Source organism: Blautia wexlerae DSM 19850, from assembly GCF_025148125.1.
Taxonomy (GTDB): domain Bacteria; phylum Bacillota; class Clostridia; order Lachnospirales; family Lachnospiraceae; genus Blautia_A; species Blautia_A wexlerae.
This window is the reverse complement of record NZ_CP102267.1, coordinates 1,549,672-1,569,694: the sequence shown is the minus strand read 5'-3', so window position 1 is coordinate 1,569,694 and position 20,023 is coordinate 1,549,672. Positions and strand designations below refer to the sequence as shown.

19 protein-coding genes are annotated in these 20,023 nt (G+C 41.2%); 8 read left to right on the top strand and 11 right to left on the bottom strand.

Translation table 11 applies throughout. The features are described 5' to 3' along the window. Positions 1 to 28: 28 nt before the first annotated feature. Positions 29 to 1,189 carry a cobalt-precorrin-5B (C(1))-methyltransferase CbiD gene (gene cbiD / locus NQ550_RS07285; RefSeq protein ID WP_025576958.1) on the bottom strand — a complete coding sequence of 387 codons (1,161 nt, stop codon included), beginning with the start codon at positions 1,187 to 1,189 and terminating at the stop codon, positions 29 to 31. A 321-nt stretch (positions 1,190 to 1,510) separates the two neighbouring features. Continuing rightward, the gene (locus NQ550_RS07280; protein ID WP_025576959.1) at positions 1,511 to 2,854 is read right to left on the bottom strand and encodes an MATE family efflux transporter; all 1,344 of its coding nucleotides are present in this window, start codon (positions 2,852 to 2,854) and stop codon (positions 1,511 to 1,513) included. A gap of 219 nt (positions 2,855 to 3,073) precedes the next feature. On the opposite strand from NQ550_RS07280, the gene NQ550_RS07275 reads away from it, so the two are divergent. After that, positions 3,074 to 3,973: an RluA family pseudouridine synthase gene (locus tag NQ550_RS07275; protein WP_025576960.1), complete on the top strand. Its 900-nt coding sequence runs from the start codon at positions 3,074 to 3,076 to the stop codon at positions 3,971 to 3,973. A 93-nt stretch (positions 3,974 to 4,066) separates the two neighbouring features. On the opposite strand, the gene NQ550_RS07270 is transcribed toward NQ550_RS07275, so the two are convergent. Beyond that, positions 4,067 to 4,831: a type III pantothenate kinase gene (locus tag NQ550_RS07270; protein WP_025576961.1), complete on the bottom strand. Its 765-nt coding sequence runs from the start codon at positions 4,829 to 4,831 to the stop codon at positions 4,067 to 4,069. A gap of 37 nt (positions 4,832 to 4,868) precedes the next feature. Continuing rightward, positions 4,869 to 6,077, bottom strand: coding sequence for a bifunctional phosphopantothenoylcysteine decarboxylase/phosphopantothenate--cysteine ligase CoaBC (gene coaBC / locus NQ550_RS07265; protein WP_025576962.1), 1,209 nt, complete (start codon positions 6,075 to 6,077; stop codon positions 4,869 to 4,871). A gap of 467 nt (positions 6,078 to 6,544) precedes the next feature. Between coaBC and mnmM the strand changes: the two genes are divergently transcribed. Continuing rightward, entirely contained in the window at positions 6,545 to 7,108 is a 564-nt protein-coding gene (gene mnmM / locus NQ550_RS07260) for a tRNA 5-(aminomethyl)-2-thiouridylate-methyltransferase MnmM (RefSeq protein WP_025576963.1), read from the top strand. 130 nt (positions 7,109 to 7,238) lie between these two features. Here the strand turns inward: mnmM and NQ550_RS07255 are convergent, their stop codons facing one another. After that, the gene (locus NQ550_RS07255) at positions 7,239 to 8,057 is read right to left on the bottom strand and encodes a peptidylprolyl isomerase (protein ID WP_022381454.1); all 819 of its coding nucleotides are present in this window, start codon (positions 8,055 to 8,057) and stop codon (positions 7,239 to 7,241) included. Positions 8,058 to 8,303: 246 nt separating this feature from the next. On the opposite strand from NQ550_RS07255, the gene NQ550_RS07250 reads away from it, so the two are divergent. After that, the gene (locus tag NQ550_RS07250) at positions 8,304 to 8,783 is read left to right on the top strand and encodes an S-ribosylhomocysteine lyase (protein ID WP_008704822.1); all 480 of its coding nucleotides are present in this window, start codon (positions 8,304 to 8,306) and stop codon (positions 8,781 to 8,783) included. A gap of 218 nt (positions 8,784 to 9,001) precedes the next feature. Here the strand turns inward: NQ550_RS07250 and NQ550_RS07245 are convergent, their stop codons facing one another. Together NQ550_RS07245 and NQ550_RS07240 are read right to left on the bottom strand one after the other, a co-directional pair. Next, complete coding sequence (locus NQ550_RS07245) at positions 9,002 to 9,484, bottom strand: SH3 domain-containing protein (protein ID WP_025576964.1); 483 nt, start codon at positions 9,482 to 9,484, stop codon at positions 9,002 to 9,004. 200 nt (positions 9,485 to 9,684) lie between these two features. Continuing rightward, on the bottom strand, positions 9,685 to 10,680 hold the full coding sequence (locus tag NQ550_RS07240; RefSeq protein ID WP_025576965.1) for an XdhC family protein: 996 nt from the start codon (positions 10,678 to 10,680) through the stop codon (positions 9,685 to 9,687). A gap of 82 nt (positions 10,681 to 10,762) precedes the next feature. Between NQ550_RS07240 and NQ550_RS07235 the strand changes: the two genes are divergently transcribed. Next, a complete protein-coding gene (locus tag NQ550_RS07235; protein ID WP_025576966.1) occupies positions 10,763 to 11,974 on the top strand; it encodes a dicarboxylate/amino acid:cation symporter in 1,212 nt (403 codons plus the stop codon). Between the two features lie 57 nt (positions 11,975 to 12,031). On the opposite strand, the gene yedF is transcribed toward NQ550_RS07235, so the two are convergent. Further along, positions 12,032 to 12,646 (bottom strand): sulfurtransferase-like selenium metabolism protein YedF, encoded by a 615-nt coding sequence (gene yedF / locus NQ550_RS07230; RefSeq protein ID WP_022381449.1) that lies wholly within the window; start codon positions 12,644 to 12,646, stop codon positions 12,032 to 12,034. 29 nt (positions 12,647 to 12,675) lie between these two features. Further along, positions 12,676 to 14,046 carry a dihydropyrimidinase gene (gene hydA, locus NQ550_RS07225; protein ID WP_025576967.1) on the bottom strand — a complete coding sequence of 457 codons (1,371 nt, stop codon included), beginning with the start codon at positions 14,044 to 14,046 and terminating at the stop codon, positions 12,676 to 12,678. 365 nt (positions 14,047 to 14,411) lie between these two features. Between hydA and NQ550_RS07220 the strand changes: the two genes are divergently transcribed. The 3 genes from NQ550_RS07220 (at position 14,412) to NQ550_RS07210 (ending at position 17,429) form a co-directional block, all read left to right on the top strand. After that, positions 14,412 to 15,044, top strand: a complete 633-nt coding sequence (locus NQ550_RS07220) for a helix-turn-helix transcriptional regulator (protein WP_025576968.1) — start codon at positions 14,412 to 14,414, stop codon at positions 15,042 to 15,044. A 330-nt stretch (positions 15,045 to 15,374) separates the two neighbouring features. Continuing rightward, the gene (locus NQ550_RS07215) at positions 15,375 to 16,643 is read left to right on the top strand and encodes a sensor histidine kinase (protein ID WP_025576969.1); all 1,269 of its coding nucleotides are present in this window, start codon (positions 15,375 to 15,377) and stop codon (positions 16,641 to 16,643) included. A 69-nt stretch (positions 16,644 to 16,712) separates the two neighbouring features. Beyond that, entirely contained in the window at positions 16,713 to 17,429 is a 717-nt protein-coding gene (locus NQ550_RS07210) for a LytR/AlgR family response regulator transcription factor (RefSeq protein WP_025576970.1), read from the top strand. A 92-nt stretch (positions 17,430 to 17,521) separates the two neighbouring features. On the opposite strand, the gene NQ550_RS07205 is transcribed toward NQ550_RS07210, so the two are convergent. Then, positions 17,522 to 17,707 (bottom strand): hypothetical protein, encoded by a 186-nt coding sequence (locus tag NQ550_RS07205; protein ID WP_008704840.1) that lies wholly within the window; start codon positions 17,705 to 17,707, stop codon positions 17,522 to 17,524. A gap of 362 nt (positions 17,708 to 18,069) precedes the next feature. Between NQ550_RS07205 and NQ550_RS07200 the strand changes: the two genes are divergently transcribed. Continuing rightward, on the top strand, positions 18,070 to 18,597 hold the full coding sequence (locus tag NQ550_RS07200; RefSeq protein WP_173681139.1) for a hypothetical protein: 528 nt from the start codon (positions 18,070 to 18,072) through the stop codon (positions 18,595 to 18,597). A gap of 281 nt (positions 18,598 to 18,878) precedes the next feature. Here NQ550_RS07200 and ilvC read toward each other — a convergent pair whose 3' ends face one another. Then, a complete protein-coding gene (gene ilvC, locus NQ550_RS07195; RefSeq protein WP_008704844.1) occupies positions 18,879 to 19,898 on the bottom strand; it encodes a ketol-acid reductoisomerase in 1,020 nt (339 codons plus the stop codon). Positions 19,899 to 20,023 lie beyond the last annotated feature (125 nt).

The following is a 20,023-nucleotide window of genomic DNA, read 5'->3' as shown; positions in this document are numbered from 1 at the left end:
ATTAAAAATCGCCTTTGCGATAGGATCTTTACTGTGCCTCATCATTCTGTGCATTGATCAGCTTTATCAGCTTCTCTGCATCTGCAGTCTGCCCCAGATACCCATAAGTATTATTAAAGATCACTGCCCCCAAAAGGATCTGCTCATAGGATCTGTGATTTAAATAAAACTGGATCCTGTCCAGGATCTCTTTCATGGTCTTCTGAAGTATCTGATATTTTTCCAGAATGTCTATTGCTTCATCTGTAGTAGATGCATTCAGGATTTCCTTTGCACACTCCAACGATGCTCCTGCCCGGATCGCATTGGATGCCAGCACTTCCATCCTGGCATCTGCACTGTGGGAATGAGTATTCATGATCCCTGCTGCAACTTTTACAAACTTTCCGATATGGGCGATGAAAAGGATTCCCTTAACTCCCATATCAATTGCCATGTCGATTGTCTCACCTACATAATTGCTGCATTTGATATTTTTTTCATAAGGGAGATCCATATGCTCCCGCAGATAATCTGCCCCGTAATTTCCCGGTGTTACCAGAAGATATTCTTCCCCCTGAGAAAAATGCTGCTTCATCTCTACATTGATACTCTGTACAAGAGCAGCTTCGCTCATAGGTTCTACAATCCCGGAAGTTCCCAGAATGGAGATTCCTCCCACAATTCCCAGACGTGGATTAAAGGTTTTCTTTGCAATTTCCACACCTTCAGGAACGGAGATGATGATTTTCAGACCACCCTCATAATCATATTTCTCAGCGATTTCTGTGGCTTCACGCAAAATCATGGCCTTTGGCACAGGATTAATAGCTGCTTCCCCGATTTTCTGGGAAAGTCCGGCTTTTGTTACCCTTCCCACACCAACACCTCCGTCGAGGATGATTCCCGGTTCTTTTGTTTTCTGCACCGTGGCATAAACCAGTATTCCGTTTGTAGTATCCGGATCATCTCCTGCATCCTTCTGAATTGCACAGGTCACCTGATTTCCTTCAATCCGGATGTCTTTCAGTTCCAGTGTAAGCAGGATTCCCTTAGGAGTCATCAAGGTGACAGCCTTCTGCATGACACCACCCAGCAGGATCTCTGCAGCACCCTTACATGCAGCTGCTGCGCAGGAGCCTGTTGTATAGCCAAACCTCATTTTTTTATTGCCACGTATCACGTAGTAATCTTCCAGTCCGTTTTTCATGATATCTCCTTTGCTGCATTGTTGTCACATCCTGTCTGCAGATTACTATAATGTCATTTATATAACATCTACATAAAAAGGAGGGATTTCTGTGTGCAACAAAATCCCTCCTGAAAGTTCTTTTCCCGAAATATCCTCTGGTTGCCGCAGATCATATTTCCTCTCTACAATGAAAAGCAGACAGTATCTGGCTGTTACAGTAACGGACTTGCGCAGGAATTTCACCTGACTTCCTGTAATGCTTTTCCAGAATTATTTCCGAGAATCATTATATAATTTTGAGCAGTAAAAGTCAACGCATTTCATGGCTATACCACCTTGTTATACTACCTTATGCTTCAGCCATTTCCTACTGTGGAAGCGAAGAGAAAATACGATTCCCCGCACTGTCCAGTCAGTAAACATTCCAATCCATACAGCCATTGGGCCGAAGCCTCTGAAACGGATCAGATATACACAAAGGCAAAAACGGAATGTCCACATAGTGATACAGGATGTGATCATGGAAAATTTTACATCTCCGGCTGCTCTAAGGCCATAAGCAGGGATAAATGCCAGGGTCCATACAATAGGTTTGACAACCGTTATCCAGGATATCATATGGAAACACATTCTTGCACTTTCCGGTTCCATACCACCCAGCTTTGTGACCGGAATGGTTAAGGCAAACACCAAAAGACAGCTTGCAACAACAATGATTTCTGCAAGAACACTTAATTTCTTAATATAGTAAACTGCCTCATCCTTTCTGCCCGCTCCCAGACACTGTCCTACTACAGTCATCAGACCGATTCCTACACCGATAGCTGCAATACCGTTAAGGTTCTCAAGGATATTCGTCATTGCCTGAGCTGCAATGGCTACCGTCCCCAGTGTAGATACGGAAGACTGTATTGCCAGCTTTCCAAGCTGAAACATGCTGTTCTCTATGCCGGACGGGATTCCCAGAGCCAGAACTCTTCTGATCATTTTTCCATCCGGACGGATCTGTCTGTAATTTCTGACTACAATAGGCTGTCTGTCCATACGAAGCTGCCAGAGTACTACTACAGCACAGAAGACTCTGGATGCAAGAGTTGCGATGGCAGCTCCTGCCACTCCCATATTGAATCCCCAGATCAGCGCCGCATTTCCGCCGATATTAATCACATTTGAAATAACCGATACTGTCATTGGCCCTCTGGTATTTCCCTGGGACCGGAATATGGATGCTCCCGCATCATAAAGTGCTATAAATGGGAAGGATAATGCCGTATAGAAGAAATACACCTGAGAGGCAGTCATAACATCTGATTCTACTTTTCCGAATATCAGTTTTAACAGCGGCACACGAAACAGCAAGCACAGAGCAGTCACTGCTACGGATATGGCAGTAATGATAAATAATACCTGTCTTGCTGATTTATTTGCCATTTCATGATTTTTCTGACCTATGTACTGTGAACAGAGGATTGCACCGCCTGCTGCCAGCGCTGAGAACGCCTGGATCACCAATACATTGATGGAATCCACCAGAGATACTGCGGATATTGCGGCAGAGCCTACATTGCTGACCATCATGGTATCCACAGTTCCCATCAGGGAATTCAGTACCTGTTCAAAAATAACCGGTATCAACAGGGTTCGAAGCATTTTGTTCGTGAAAATATGTTGCTGTTCTTTCATCTTTTTCCACCTGAATCTATTTTCTTTTTTTGATTATACGCTTAATTTTCTGTGATGCAATAGAATAAAATGTATTTTTTAAGCATTCTTATGAAATCTGACAGTTGTTCTTGTTATATTCTTCAAAATCTGATACAGTAAATCTGGCAAAAATAAGGCAGGGCATATCAGCCCCGCAATTCTTAAATCTTATACAAATCAAGAAAGCAGACAGATCATATGCAAAGAATCCTTAAATATATTATCTCCGAAAATACAACTCCGGTCACGATTCTGGACTTTCTAAAAAAAGAGGGGTTTTCCCGCCACATATTAAGCTCAATGAAGAACACTCCCAACACCATCATTCTCAATGGTGAACGTGGTTTCGGACGATCAGTGCTTAAACCGCAGGATCATCTGATCGTCACTGTTCCTGAAACCGAATCAGGAGAAAACATTATCCGTACAAAGATGGATTTGAATATCATTTATGAAGATGAGGATATCCTTGTGATAAACAAGCCTGCAGATATGCCTGTGCACCCTTCTGCGGGAAATTATGAAAATACTCTGGCAAATGGAATCGCCTGGTATTTTGCAGAAAAAGGAGAGGATTTTGTTTACCGCTGTATCAACCGGCTGGACCGGGATACCACCGGTGCTCTGATCCTTGCCAAAAATCCCCTCAGCGCAGCGATTCTGTCAGTTCAGATGAAAAAACGTCAGATTCTCAGGACTTATCTCGCACTTGTAGACGGGCTTCTTCCTGACTCCGGAACGATCAACGCTCCTATCGCACGAATGGAAGGCTCCGTGATCACCAGAGAAGTAAATTTCGGAACCGGGGAGTCTGCAATAACTCATTATGAACGGCTGGCGGCAGGAAAAGAATATTCTCTGGCCGAACTTCATCTGGAAACAGGACGCACACACCAGATCCGTGTGCATATGAAATATATCGGGCATCCTCTGCCCGGAGATTATTTATACAATCCTGATTACCGTCGGATAAACCGCCAGCCCCTCCATTCTTATCAGCTGGAGTTTACTCATCCGACAACCGGAAAGGTCATGCTTTTTACTGCTCCGCTTCCCATTGATTTCATTTCTGCCTTTGATAGCAATCCTCTAAAATAATGTATTTATAGCAATTCCATAAATTACTGCAAACAAAACAGTTCATCAGCTTTTTGTCTGATGAACTGTTTTGATATGAATGCATATACATTCTTACTTATTTTTCTCATAAATAATCAGAAGACCTCTCAGAAGAAGTTCCTCGTCCAGAATGATTTCTCTCTTACAATGAGGAACGATTTTCTTTGCCAGACCACCGGTTGCCACTACAGTTGCCTTCTCCCCCAGTTCCTCTTCGATCCTGTCAATAATTCCATCCAGAGCTGCTGCATTGCTGTAAAGAACCCCGCTCTTCATACATTCGATCGTGTTTTTCCCGATCACATGTCTTGGCGCATCAATACTGATTCCGCTGAGCTGGGAAGCCCTCGCAGTAAGTGCATCCAGGGAAACCCCTACACCCGGAAGAATCATTCCGCCTACATACTGCTTCTTACTGTTGACAACAGACGCTGTGGTTGCAGTTCCCATATCGATAAGGATCAACGGCACCGGATAACCGGCAATTCCTGCCACTGCATCAGCAACCTGATCTGCGCCAAGCTGTCCCGGATTATCCATCATAATATTCAGTCCTGTCTTTACACCGGGTCCGAGAACAATTGCATTTTTCTTAAGAATTTTCTCTGCGGCAAGTTTCACAATATTTGTGATCTGCGGCACTACAGAAGAAATAATACAGCCCTCAATCTCTGTTTTTTTTATATGATAGATATCAAGAACATTCTTTAAATCCACCGCATATTCCAGTTCCGTCTTTGTACGGTTAGTAGAAAGGCGTTCTATAAAATATGTTTTCAGGTCATCAATACATCCAACTACAATGTTGGTGTTTCCAACGTCAATTGCTAAAATCATAATTATTTATCTCCAATTTCTTAATCGTCCTGTTCCCTTAACAGACAGAATCCTGCATCAGCGAAAAGATTTTATCCAGGATCCTAAAAGCTGCGTCTTCTTTACTCATAAGCGGAAGAGAGATTTCCTCATCCTGTGTGATCAATGTCAGTACATTGGTATCTCCCTGAAATCCGGCGCCCTCCACTTTCACATTGTTGGCAGCCACCATATCCAGATTTTTCTTTGCCAGCTTGGCTCTGGAATTGTCGATCACATTCTGTGTCTCCATGGAAAATCCGCAGAGAAACTGTCCATGCCGTTTGTGTTCCCCAAGAAACTTCAGGATATCATCTGTTCTTTCCAGTTCTATGGACATCTGTCCGTCACTTTTCTTAACTTTTTCTTCACTGATTCTGGCAGGGCGGTAATCTGCCACAGCAGCAGCTTTAATAATGATGTCCTGTTCGTTGCTGACAGAAGTTACAGCTTCATACATGTCTCTTGCAGTCACAACAGGTATCAGATTTACAAACATGGGAGGTTCAATTGAAGTACGTCCGCTGACCAGCGTGACATCTGCACCTCGGAGCATGGCAGCTTTCGCAATAGCATAGCCCATTTTTCCTGAAGAATGATTGGTAAGATAACGAACAGGATCAACAGATTCCTGTGTAGGACCTGCAGTTACAAGGATTTTCTTTCCTTTCAGATCTTTCTCACAGGCAGCTTCGCGCTCAATATAGGCAAGTAATGTCTCAGGTTCCGGCATTTTTCCCGCTCCTGTGTCACCACATGCCAGATATCCACACGCCGGAGCGATTACTTCATATCCGTAATGCTCCAGAATCTTTAAATTATCCTGTACTACAGGATTCTCAAACATATTGGTATTCATGGCCGGGGAAATGAATTTTTTACATTTGCATGCCATGATCGTGGTAGTAAGCATGTCATCTGCGATCCCATGTGCCAGTTTACCGATCACATTGGCACTTGCCGGTGCGATCATCACCGCATCTGCTTTCTTTGCAATCGATACATGCTCTACCTGAAACTGAAAATTCCGGTCAAAGGTATCCACCAGACATTTATTTCCTGTGAGAGTTTCAAAAGTGATCGGATTGATAAAATTCGTGGCATTCTCTGTCATCAGCACATGAACATCTGCATGGCGTTTCTTCAGCGCGCTTGCCAGATATGCAATCTTATACGCCGCAATGCTGCCTGTCACTCCCAGTAATACTGTTTTTCCTTCCAGTGTCATTTTCCTTTACCTCTTTCTCCGAACCATATTATATTATATTATTTCTGGCTGTTTCTACGTCTTTATACTTACATGTCAAAATCTATCATAATTCATCTTTGATAACAGGATTCTGACTTTTACAATTCTATTTATTATAGACTAATTATTATCAAAAATGCAATAAGTGATTTGTTTTATTTGCGAAACAATCTGGAATGAATTTTGGCTTGTATGTCTCGGGATTTTGGCATATTCATGCCAAAACACCTCGCGGGATAGTGGTGTGTGAACAGTAACGGTGAACCTCAGCAAGATTACACTTAACCGTTGTTTATAAAGATTTCCTGCATTATAATAATAATCAGTCAGATATCCATAATTTGCGCTGGACTCTACCTGACTTAACTGACAGACCGGATTATTATAATATACTGATATCAACATATAAATCCGGTGTATGACTTTGTGGAGGAATATAGGAATATATGAAGAATTATCAGATCACGCAATGGTGCGCAGCTTTTATCAGACAGCAGGTACAGGAAGGAGACTTCTGTATTGATGCTACAATGGGAAACGGAAATGATACACTTCTGCTTTCGCAGCTATGCGGAGAATCAGGAAAGGTTCTTGCCTTTGATATTCAGGAGCAGGCACTGACTGCAACCCAAAAGAGACTGAACGCCGGACATGTTCCGGAAAATTACAGACTGCTTCTGGAATCTCACGCAAATATGGCAGAATATGCCACACCAGACAGTGTAAGCTGCATTGTATTTAATTTTGGTTATCTTCCCGGTGGAGATCATTCACTTGCAACCAGAGGTGAAACCAGCATTCAGGCGCTGACTCAGGCTTTAACACTTCTGAAAAAAGGCGGGATGATTTCTCTTTGTATCTACAGTGGTGGCGATTCCGGATTTGAAGAGAGGGATCAGATCCTTGACTGGCTGAAAAATCTTGATTCCCATCAATACCTGGTAATCAAAAGCGATTACTACAACCGCCCCAACAATCCGCCAATCCCGGTACTGGTAATCAAAAATTAATCCGTAATTGTTCCCTTCTTAAACCAAACAGCAGGAAAGATTTTTTTCATATCTTCCCTGCTGTTTTTTGCTGTGCCTTTTTTCAATTTTTGTTCTGTTTTTCGGACACTTGCTTTATTTTCTGTTTTACTTAATCTGTAATGGTAATCTTCTCAATAACCGGCTGCTGATCTGACGGGATTGTTCCATTGTCGTCTGTCGGTTTTGCATCCTCGCAGATCTTATCAACAATATCCATGCCTTCTGTCACATGGCCAAATCCTGCATAATCTCCGTCCAGGAATGTACTGTCTGCCTGAACAATAAAGAACTGCGAGCTTGCGCTGTCCGGATCACTGGCTCTTGCCATGGAAATAGTCCCTCTTGTGTGGGAAATATCATTGTCTACTCCATTGTTGCTGAACTCACCCTTAATATTCTCTTTTGATCCACCTGTTCCGTCTCCGTTGGGATCACCACCCTGGATCATGAATCCATCCATGATACGGTGGAATGTCAGTCCGTCATAAAAACCTTCCTGTGCGAGTTTCACGAAATTTGTCACTGTGATCGGTGCTGTATCTGCATCCAGTTCCACATCAATCGTACCGTAATCCTTTACTTCAATCTCTGCGTGATGAATTCCTGTCAGTTCTTTGGAAGTATCCAAAAGCACACTGGTTGTACTGCTGTCTGAAGAATCTTTATTTTCAGAATCTGTATCAGCAGAATCACTCTTTTCATCAGAACCATCAGAAAATCCGGCTTTTTCTGCCTCTTCTTCACTTGCTACATTATCACTGTCAGAAGAAGCAGCTTTTGTCTCCGTCTCTTCCTGAGAAGAAGTCTCCTCTTTCGCTGTTTCCTCTGTTTTTGTACTCTCTTCTGTTTTATCACTGCTGCCACATCCTGCCAGTAAACCTGCTGACATAGCTGTAACACAAAGTGCTGCCAGTAATTTTCTTTTCATTTTCCTTTACCTCCGAAATCATTTACAACAATCTGATTATAACCTATCTCAGAAAAAAAACAACTCTTTTCACAAAATGTTCAAATTGTGAATGTTTCCTGTGTTTCCTGTGTTTACTTCTTTCTGATTGCCTGTTAAAATGTATATGGCTGTTCAGTTCTGTACCTTCCCTTTTTGCAGTGAAACCGGAACAACAGACTGATGAACAGTCAGAATATATCTGCAAAAGAAAGCGAGGAATCCAAAATGGAAAAAATAACAAGTTTTACCATTGACCATATCAAATTACAGCCTGGAATTTATGTTTCACGTAAGGATCCGGTTGGCGGCAGTATGATCACTACCTTCGATATCCGTATGACTTCTCCTAACGAAGAACCTGTGATGAATACCGCTGAGCTTCACACGATCGAGCATCTGGCAGCAACATTCCTGAGAAATCATAAAGAGTTCGGCTCTAAAATGATCTACTGGGGACCGATGGGATGCCGTACAGGCAATTATCTTCTTTTAAATGGAGATTATGAGTCCAAGGATATCGTTCCGCTTATGATCGAGACTTTTGAATTTATACGTGATTTTGAAGGTGAAGTTCCGGGAGCATCTGCAAAAGACTGCGGAAATTATCTGGATATGAATCTGCCTATGGCAAAATATCTGGCAGGAAAATTTCTGGATGAAGTTCTTTATGATATCAAGCCGGACAGACTTATTTATCCACAGTAACATTCTACAGTATTACAGCAATCCTCATAAACAACACACCGAAAAAGATTTCTATCGTATTTTTCAGACAAAAAAAGCAGAAGCTGACAGGTCATTATCCCCTGCAGCTTCTGCTTTTACTTATACATTTTTGTCAACATTTTTCCAAAAAAGCCTTTATTGTACCTCTCATAGAAATATATTCAAAGAGGACTGATACAAATTTTTATATCATCAGATTATTCTGCACTTTCATCATAAGACGTATCTGCTGATGTATCTGCTGCAGTCTCACCTGCGTCTGCTGCCGGAGCTGTTGTTGTCACAAAATCTCCGCTTGCATAACAGGTCTGTCCATTATAATCCACACGAATCCATCCATTCTCGCATACACCTGTACTGTTCAGCTGAGTTCCGGCTGCCACACTTGAAATCAGATCTGCATCTGAACTTGCATCAGAACGAAGATTTAATTCTGATGACGCATAATAGGTACCGGATTTCACTTCTACTTTTACACCACTGGCTGTCTGCTCTGCTGCCGGCGTTGGTGTTGCTTCCGGTGTTGGTGTTGCCTCTGAAGCCTCAGGAGTAGGTGTGACTTCCGGTGTTGGTGTTACTTTAACGATCATAACGCTGGAATCAATAGTAGGATCAAATCCGCATCCCTGAGCAGCAAATGCAAGTCCCAGTACAAGAACCAGCCAAAGTGATTTCTTCATAAGTAGTTTCCTCCTTTATCAAACACGCTTCTGTCCCCTCGTGTTTTCTGTGTTCGCTTTATGTATTAATATACACGATTCTTACAGATAATTCAAGTATGCGTTTTGTCCTGCTTTGTCTGCTTTCTTCCATTTGCGCGGAATTGCTGCAGGGTTACTGTTCACTCCGTTCTCAGTAACGCTGTAGGTTCTGTGTTTATCTACAACAATTCATAAAGGACTTCCACCTCGCCGCCACAGATCATTCCCAGATTCGCACCGCCCTGGTTAGACAGATTATATTTTCTGATTTCACCATGCTGCGCTTCTGGCGCATATTTCAAAGCCTGAAATTCTACATTTCCGCCTCCGATGCTTCCATATGAATTCCCGTCTTTATCAATAAACATTTTACTTCCTGTCCCTCTTGGAGAAGAACCACTCTTGGATATGATCGTGATCATAATTCCATTTTCTTTTTTCCTGACAGCATCCTCCACAGCTCCATCAATATAAGAAACATCATACCTGTTCTTTTCCTGAACGATCTCCGCAGCAATACTTACAGCAATCTCTGCCGGCATATGTCCTCCGATCGGCAATCCAATCGGTGCATGGATACTGTTGAGCTGTTCTTCGCTGAAACCTTCTCCGAGTAATTTTTCTCTGGTCAGTTTTACCTTATTTTTACTGCCGATCATTCCCAGATAAGTATAAGGGCGTCTCAGGATCTGTCTGGCACAGGCACTGTCTCCGAGATGACCTCTTGTCACGATCACATAATAAGCATTTTCATAGGCCGGTATTTTGTCTGAAAGTTTATCATAGCTGCCTTTGATCAGCCGATCGGCATCCGGAAATCTCTCTGAAGTCACAAAATCTTCTCTGTCATCCATAACAGTCACATGAAATCCCAACATTTTTCCGATTTTTGCAACAGGCTGCGAAACATGTCCGCCTCCAAAAATGATAAGCTGCGGATTTTTCACATAAATTTCCACAAAGAAATCTACATCTCCCATATGAATAACTTTTGTCTCCTGGCACTCCGCCAGATCAGCTTCATATTTTTTCCAGAAATCTGCTGTATTTTCATCGGATGATAAACAATGGTTTTCTTTTATCAGACATTTTTCGCCCTTATGATTCCCGTTTAAAACCATTGCTGTTTTTACTTTTCCTGTTTCTTCCAAAATTTGATAAATTTTTCTGTACATAACTCTCTCCTGTTTCGATATAAAATACCTTTTGACCATGACATCATTATATATTATAATTGACAGAAAAAGGGGGATTATTATGAAAAAAAACTTTTTTCTACACAGTCTGCCCTTCAGACTGCTTGTCGGCGTGGCTTTTGGAATCTGTATCGGACTTCTTCTTAATATAATAGATGAATCTGCCATTACGACTGCAGTACTGAATGTGGTTGTAACATCGAAGTATATTCTTGGTCAGCTGATCAGCTTTTCTGTTCCGCTGATCATCATTGGATTTATCGCACCATCTATTACCAGACTCGGAAACAATGCTTCCAGAATGTTAGGTGTTGCAGTCAGTATTGCCTATGCTTCCTCACTGGGAGCTGCTTTATTCTCTGCATTATCCGGATACCTGCTGATCCCACATTTGTCCTTCAGCTCCACTGCCAGTCATCTCAAAGCTTTGCCGGATGTAGTTTTTGAACTTTCCATTCCACAGATAATGCCTGTCATGAGTGCACTTGTACTGGCCATTATGCTGGGACTTGCATCTGCATGGACAAAAGCCAGTCTGATTTCTTCTTTTCTTGAAGAATTCCAGAAGATCATACTGGCTATTGTATCAAGAGTCATTATTCCGATTCTCCCATACTTCATCGGACTGACTTTCTGTTCACTGGCATACGAAGGAACAATCACCAGACAGCTTCCTGTATTCCTTCAGGTAATCGTCATTGTTCTGATCGGACATTTTATCTGGATAGCTCTTCTATATATACTTGCAGGAATTTATTCCAGAGAAAATCCTCTGAAAGTTGTGAAACATTATGGTCCCGCCTACCTCACAGCCATAGGTACCATGTCATCTGCTGCCACACTGCCGGTCGCCCTCCAATGCGCACACAGGGCAAAACCTCTCCGAAAGGATCTGGTAGATTTTGGTATTCCGCTGTTTGCCAATATTCATCTCTGTGGTTCTGTCCTCACAGAAGTATTCTTCTGTATGGCAATCTCCAAAATTCTTTATGGTGCAGTTCCTGCGCCGGGGGCCATGGCTCTTTTCTGTGTCCTGCTTGGAATTTTTGCCATTGGTGCTCCGGGTGTACCGGGAGGCACTGTTATGGCATCTCTCGGTATTATCACCGGTATCCTGAAATTCGGCGATTCTGCTACAGCTCTGATGCTGACTATCTTTGCCCTTCAGGACAGTTTTGGGACAGCCTGTAACGTAACAGGCGATGGTGCCCTGACTCTGATTCTTACCGGATATGCCAGATACCACAATATCAGAGAACAGAAATTGCAATAAAAGTTCAAAATACCATCATATCTGTCTTTTTTCTCAGATATGATGGCCTTCATTTTCTTACGGACGAATCACCTTATCTGCACCTGTCATACGCTCTGCAATCGTATACATATCGGTAACTTTTCCAACCATCAGTTTCTCCATCAGTCCATAATGCTTCAGGCAGGTACCGCAGGTCAGGATTTCCACGCCCTCTTCTTCCATCTTTTTCAGATCTTCCAAACTTTCAGAGTCTTCTGTTGTAAGTTTTGCACCTCCATTATAGAAAAGGATTGTATCCGGATGTGTTTCCATCTGAGAAAGGGCATAGATAAATCCTTTGATCAAAATCTTTCCCAGTTCATCATCACCATTTCCCATAACATTTGAGGAGATTACCGCTACCGTCACTTTTTTATGCGGTGCTTCGCAGACAAATTCCTCTTCTTCCAAGGTACCACCTGTCTGTTCAGTCTTTACTGCCATCTTCACCTGATACTTTTTGTCTCCCAGTTTTTCAGATACAAACGTACAGCCTGTTTTATTTGCAAGTCTGCTCAGATTATTCACTGCGGTTTCATTATCGATCAGAATTTCAATCTCATCACCGACTGCCGCATTATCAATAACCTTCTTTGTCATCACTACCGGAATCGGGCACTGTTTTCCCATTGCATTTACTTCATGTTTCATTTTCTGTCACCTCTTGTTATTCTTTATATTCACTGCTTATTACCGCGTTTAATATATTTTCCTGTTTTCTCCAGAATTACTTTTCCATCCTGCACCACATGAGCTCCTCTTAAATATACGCTGTCAATATCTCCATGAAGCTTAAATCCCTCATATGGATTATTATCCGTATGATACAGATGTGTCTTTGCAGAGATAACGCTTTCCTTCTCAGGATCAAATACAACAATATCTGCATCACTTCCCTCACGTATCACGCCCTTATTGGGATACACTCCGTAAAGTTTAGCTGCATTCTCACTTAACAGACGGCACATCTGTTCCTGCGTGATCCTGCCTGTGCGTACACCGTATGTATAAAGCAGAGTTCCTCTCGTCTGTACTCCCGGCAGCCCTCCCGGAATCTTCGTGAAATCATCTTTACCAAGAGCTTTCTGCTCCATTGTAAAGCTGCACTGGTCAGTTGCAACCGTCTGGATCTGATCATTCGCCAGTGCTTTCCACAGGCAGTCCTGATCTGCTTTCTTACGGATTGGAGGTGCACACACGTATTTGGCACCTTCAAAATCCGGTTTTGAATATACACTGTCATCCAGAAGCAGATACTGCGGACAGGTTTCCGCATATACCTTTTGTCCGTTCATTCTGGCACGCATCACTTCTTCAAATGCTTTCCGGTTTGTAAGATGTACTACCATTACAGGAGCATCTGCTGCATCTGCGATCACAAGAAGGCGGTGAACTGCCTCTGCCTCCATAATATCCGGACGCACCAACGGGTGATTCTCAGGTCCCAGACGTCCCTCTTTTTTGGCTTCTGCGATCAACGCATCGATTGCCCCTGCATTCTCACAATGTACCCCTGCAAAACATCCGTATTCATTTAATTTCTTAATAATCTTATAAAGGTCACCGTCATCTACGATCATTGCCGGATAAGTCATGTAAAGCTTAAAACTGGTAATCCCTTCATTGATCATATCCTGTATTTCTCTCTCAGTTTCCTCATTCCATTCCACAACAGACATATGGAAAGAATAATCACAGGAACATTTCCCATCTGCTTTCTTATGCCACTTCTCAAGGCCTTCCTTCAGCGTATGACCACCTTTATCCTGAGACGCATAATCGATCACCAGAGTTGTTCCTCCTGCAATGGCAGCTCTTGTTCCTGTTTCAAAATCATCTGCCGTCACTGTTCCTGCCACTTCCAGGTCAAAATGTGTATGTCCGTCTATAAATCCCGGAAAAAGCAGCTTACCGTTTACATCAACTACCTGTGCATCCTCTGCTTCCAGATTCCGGCCTACTTTTACAATCTTCTCTCCATCTATAAGAACATCTTCTATAACAGACATATCCCCCGCTACTACTGTACCATTCTTCAGTAAAGTTTTCACTGTTTCTGACACCCCTTTCTTTATTATAAGTTAGGGACAAAAAGTATTTTACCCCTAACTTATCGCAATTCTCATGTTTAAAATATACCACGATTCCTATATCACTTCAATGATTTATGATTATAATCACAAATTTTTTAAGGTATTCACATTTATTTTTTTTAGGCTCTTTTTATTTCCTTTTTTTTATGATAGAATATAAAAAATGTGCAGTTTCCATGTGTCTGCACTGAACGTTTTGACGGATAAATTTATCCGCTTTACTACATGCTCATAATCGAATGACTGTTACTGCTCAGACTATAGAAGCCCCGCCCGATTCGGTTATGATCCGTTTAAAAGTTATATTAATAGGAGGAAATCAAATGGGACGACTTACTGTGTTAAAACAAATCGCTACTGATCTTGCTTCCCAGTTCGGACCTGACTGTGAAGTGGTAATCCATGATCTGAAAACTTCGGAGCCGGAACATTCCATCGTCTACATCGTAAATGGTCATGTTACAAACAGAGATATCGGAGACGGACCATCCAATGCTGTTTTTGATGCGATCCGCAATCAGGAAAAAGGAGCAACCCCCGAAGACCATACCGGTTATCTGATGAAAACAGCAGACGGCAAGATCCTGAAGTGCAGCACTTCCTACATTCATGATGACGATGGTACCCTTCATTATGTTTTCGGAATCAATTATGACATTACCAAGCTTACTATGATCGAATCTGCCCTTCATTCTCTTGTCACTCCGGAAAATAAGGAAGAGAAGCCCAAAGAGATCACTCATAATGTCAATGATCTTCTTGATCATCTGATCGAAGAATCTGTAGCTCTGGTAGGCAAACCTGTTCCTTTAATGAATAAGGAGGATAAGGTTACTGCTATTCAGTTCTTAAATGATGCAGGTGCTTTCCTTATTACCAAATCCGGAGATAAGGTTGCAAATTATTTCGGAATCTCCAAATATACATTGTACAGTTATATTGATGTAAATAAGTAAAAACAGGAAAGAATGATATAAAAACAGACCTGCATGGTACTTCTCCATCAGGTCTGTTTTTCTTCTGTTTTTCTTTTTTCATCTAGCGCCGGTATATCGTTAAATATGTTCTCTCTTTCATCTCCTTCCTCGTATGTTTTTTCGATATTCCTTTATAGACTGATTATAACACAGAACAACAGCATTTTTTCTCTTTCACGCGAACAGTAATTATATGGCGTGAATGGTATGGAAAAAGGTTGTCTTTAAATTTGAAATCTTTTATACTTGATATATATACAACATTTTGATGATAAATTTTATCAATCCTTATCAGACGGAGGTGCTGTTATGTCTGAACAGATTTTATCTACTGTTCATGGTGTCACTACCATGCTCTTTGGAATTTACTGTTCTGCATTTTTTCTTGGGATCAAACCGATCAGAAAAAATATCCTGACTATGTTTCTGTTATTTTTAGGGCAGGGACTGTTATATGTAATTGATCTGGCATTATTTGGGGAAACTCTTGCAAATATGTCCTATCCTCTGATCGTACATTTTCCATTGGTTTTATTCCTCTCCGTTCATTATAAGTATCCTCTGATTTCTTCCGCTGTTTCTGTCTTTTCTGCCTATCTGTGTTGCCAGATAAGCAACTGGACCGGATTATTCGCTTTGGCAATAACAGGATTACAGTGGTGTTATTATTCTGTGCGGATCTTAACAACAACCTTAACTTTTGTCCTTCTTTATCGATATGTATTTCGATCTACAAAAACAATTTTTACAAAGAATGCACGTGAGCTTTCCATCATCGGTTTCCTGCCATTTGTATATTACGTTTTTGATTATGCTTCCACCAAGTTTTCAACTTTACTTTATTCCGGAAATAAAGCAGTTGTTGAGTTCATGGGATTTGCATTCTGCATTGCCTACCTGGTATTTCTCATCATCTACTTTCAGGAATATGAGAATAAACAGGAGATAACGCAATACAGCAATCTTCGTGAAATGCAGCTTCAATCCATGCAAAACGAAATTGAACAGGTAAAGATCAGCAGCCAGAGACTGGCGATCCTGCGGCATGATATGCGCCACCATCTGAGTATTATTCTGACCCAGCTGCAAAACGGACATCCGGATAAAGCACAGGAATACATCCATGAAATTAATTCTGCATATGACGATACGATCATCGCCGCCTATTCCGGAAATGAAATGCTGAACTCTGTGCTTTCCATTTATCATTCCCGTTTCACAGACAGAGGATTGTCTCTTATATGCAATGTTTCTACAGGAAAAGAACTTCCATGCTCCGATCTGTCCCTCTGTACAATCCTGTCCAATGCGCTGGAAAACTCCATGCATGCACTGGAGCAGCTGGAATCACCTTCAAAATGGGCCCGGCTTACTCTTTCACAGAAAAAGAATCACATTCTGTTCCAACTGGAAAATCCCGTAGAAAAAATTCCGGCATTTGTAGATGGAGTTCCGGTTTCTACCAGAAACGGGCATGGAATCGGTGTCAGGAGTATTATTTATTATGTGGAACAATTGCATGGACAATGTCATTTTTCTATCGTGGACCATTGCTTTGTCCTGCGAATTATCATCTGACACAGGATTTCCACTGCCGGATACAATACATAACATTTATTCACTCACAGAAAGGTTTTGATAAAAATTATGAATATTGCAATTTGTGATGATGAAATACTCTTTACCCGGGAATTAAGTTCACTTCTGACTCACTGGGCGGAAAAAAATGATTTTTCACTTACCCTGTATCCATATTCCAACGGTGATGATCTGTTAACAGCTCTCCGGACAATTCCGGTAGATCTGATCTTTCTCGACATCATCATGCCATTATTAAACGGCATAGATACAGCAAGAGAAATACGCAGCATGGGACTGACTGTTCCTGTGATTTTTTTGACTTCTTCCAGAGAATTTGCCCTGGATTCCTATGATGTAAAAGCTTTTCATTATCTTTTAAAACCAGTAAATACTCTGAAACTTTTTTCTGTTATGGATGATTTTTTTAAAACTTATCATGTTCCGGCGAAAATTTTCGTCGCACATACTGCAGACGGATTCTGCTCAATTACGCTCAATGATGTAGATTATCTGGAAGCTCAGAATAAACAGGTTCTGGTCTGCCTTTCAAATGGAACTACTTTAAAAATCCGCGAATTATTTGCAAAGTGTGAAGGGGTCTTTACTCCGGCAAAAGGATTCTTTAAATGTCACCGAAGCTATATTGTAAACCTGTCGCACATAAAACAGTTCACAAGAACTATGGTCACTACCGGCATTTCCTCTGTCCCTATTTCCAGAAATAACTATTCTGCATTCAAAGATGCCTATTTTTCATATATGTTTGATTCTAACTCCGGTTAATCCGATAATTACAGCATTTGCGGGTTACTATCCCCTCCGTTCTCAGCAATACATTTCGCAGTTCACTGCTTTTCGTACACCCTCACATATTCTTATCGTTCCATTTCATGTGCCTGTTTGTAGATTTCACAGGCAGCATAATTCACACATCTGTCATGTGCACAATCCATAAATGTGAGGGTTCTTTTATCTCCTTCCATCGTATATTCGCAGCAGACAGTCTGCCCTCCATTACATGTTCTGCAAAATCCCGAAATAAACTCTTCTTCTATCTCCATTTTATCCTCCTCAATTTTCCTTATGTCTCATTATCGTTCCGAGAAACAAAAATACAGGCAACAATATATTCGTTACTGTTCACAAATATTTTTATTTATTCGTCCGTTTTTTGTTGCATTTTACAACAAACAGATTTATAATCAGTATAACATAGAAATGTGCGGAAACACTATAACAAACATAAAATAATCGTAACTGTTCAGTACCTTCACAGTTACGAGTCAAAATCCATTAAAAATCGCCTTCGGCGATGGGATTTTGACTTGTATGTCTCGGGATTTTGGCATGTTCATGCCAAAACACCTCGCGGGATAGTAGACTGCTGAATAGTTACAAATAATCAAAAAAGAGGGAAAATGTCATGAACAAAGAACTTTATGATGAGGCAATACGCTCCAATATCCTGTCACGCAAACTAATCGAACAGTTGATGGAAAGTATGAATTACAGTAGTATCTCTTTTATCAACTGGACTGTAGAGGTACTAAAGATTATTAAAACTCGTCTGGAACGCGGAGATAAAATCACAGACGAAGTATCCGGAATCACTTATGATATAAAATCTTTCCGAAATTTTGTAAGCACCAATTTTTCTTCCTATATTACAAGTCAGGTCTTCGATGCTCCTGATAAGGCAGAGAAAGTATATTTTTCTCTGGAAGCCACCGAAGACGGACATGCCTACAATATGGTTATGGCAAGTTCATCAAAGAACAAAACATATAAGTGGATTTCCAGTCTCAGCGAACGCTTTTCATTAGTGGAGATGATCGCTACCGGAATTGTATATCTTAAAGATAACAGGACAGATACATATCAGCCATTTATTTCCGGAAATGGTAAGTACTGCAGATATGACGTAAAAAAAGGACAGATTGTCGAATTATAAAATGCTGAGATTGATTTGCATCTTGTTATATTATGCATAATCTTAAGAATTGCATAATACAGAACAAACAACCATCATTGAGTCAGTACATACAAGAAAGAATCCTGCTTGCAGGATTCTCCGCCTGTGGCGGGTCGCTTCAGCGACATAATTCCTCTCCGTCGCAGTGCGATCCTGCCCGGAGGGCTTTTTTATGTTATAGGAACATTACGGAGTAATTTCCTATAACATAAAAAATCCCCTGCCATTCAGCAGGGGATTTTAATTTAATCATATTCAGATTAGTTGTTGATGAGTTTGTCTTCACCATTCCAGCTGTAAAGTTTACGGATTTCTTCGCCAACTTTCTCAGACTGATGCTCAGAAGCTTTCTTTCTCATAGCTTTGAAGTGAACCTGTGCACCTGCATCAGACATATCAAGTAAGAAGTCTTTTGCAAATGTACCATCCTGGATATCAGAAAGAATTTTCTTCATAGCTTTCTTTGTATCTTCTGTGATGATCTTAGGTCCTGTGATGTAATCACCATATTCAGCAGTGTTGGAGATAGAATATCTCATTCCTGCGAATCCTGACTGATAAATCAGGTCTACGATCAGTTTCATTTCATGAATACATTCAAAGTATGCATTTCTTGGATCATAACCAGCTTCAACAAGTGTTTCGAAACCAGCCTGCATAAGTGCGCAAACACCACCGCAAAGTACAGCCTGCTCACCAAAGAGGTCTGTCTCTGTCTCTACACGGAATGTAGTTTCAAGAAGACCAGCTCTTGCTCCGCCGATTCCAAGACCATATGCCAGTGCAAGATCCTGAGCTTTTCCTGTGTAATCCTGCTCTACAGCGATAAGACAAGGTGTTCCTTTTCCAGCCTGATACTCACTTCTTACTGTATGACCAGGTGCTTTAGGAGCGATCATTGTAACATCAACATTCTTTGGTGGTTTGATGCATCCGAAATGGATATTGAAACCATGAGCAAACATTAACATGTTGCCTTCTTCAAGGTTTGGCTCGATGGATTCTTTGTAAAGTTTAGCCTGTAATTCATCATTGATAAGAATCATGATGATATCTGCCTGTTTAGCTGCTTCAGCTGCTGTATATACCTTAAAGCCCTGCTCTTCAGCTCTCTTCCAGGATTTGCTGCCTTCATAAAGACCGATAATGACATCACATCCGGAATCCTTTAAGTTCAGAGCATGTGCATGTCCCTGGCTTCCGTATCCAATAATTGCAATTTTTTTACCATCCAGTAAGCTTAAATTACAATCTTCCTGATAAAAAATCTTGTTAGCCATTTTATTTTCCTCCTGCTAATCGTAAAAAAATTTATCGTTAAGGGATGCTCCCCTAGCAAACTATATATGTACTGTTTCTGAGACATTCTTCCATTTCCTGCATTCCGAAAAGCCTTCCGGTCTTT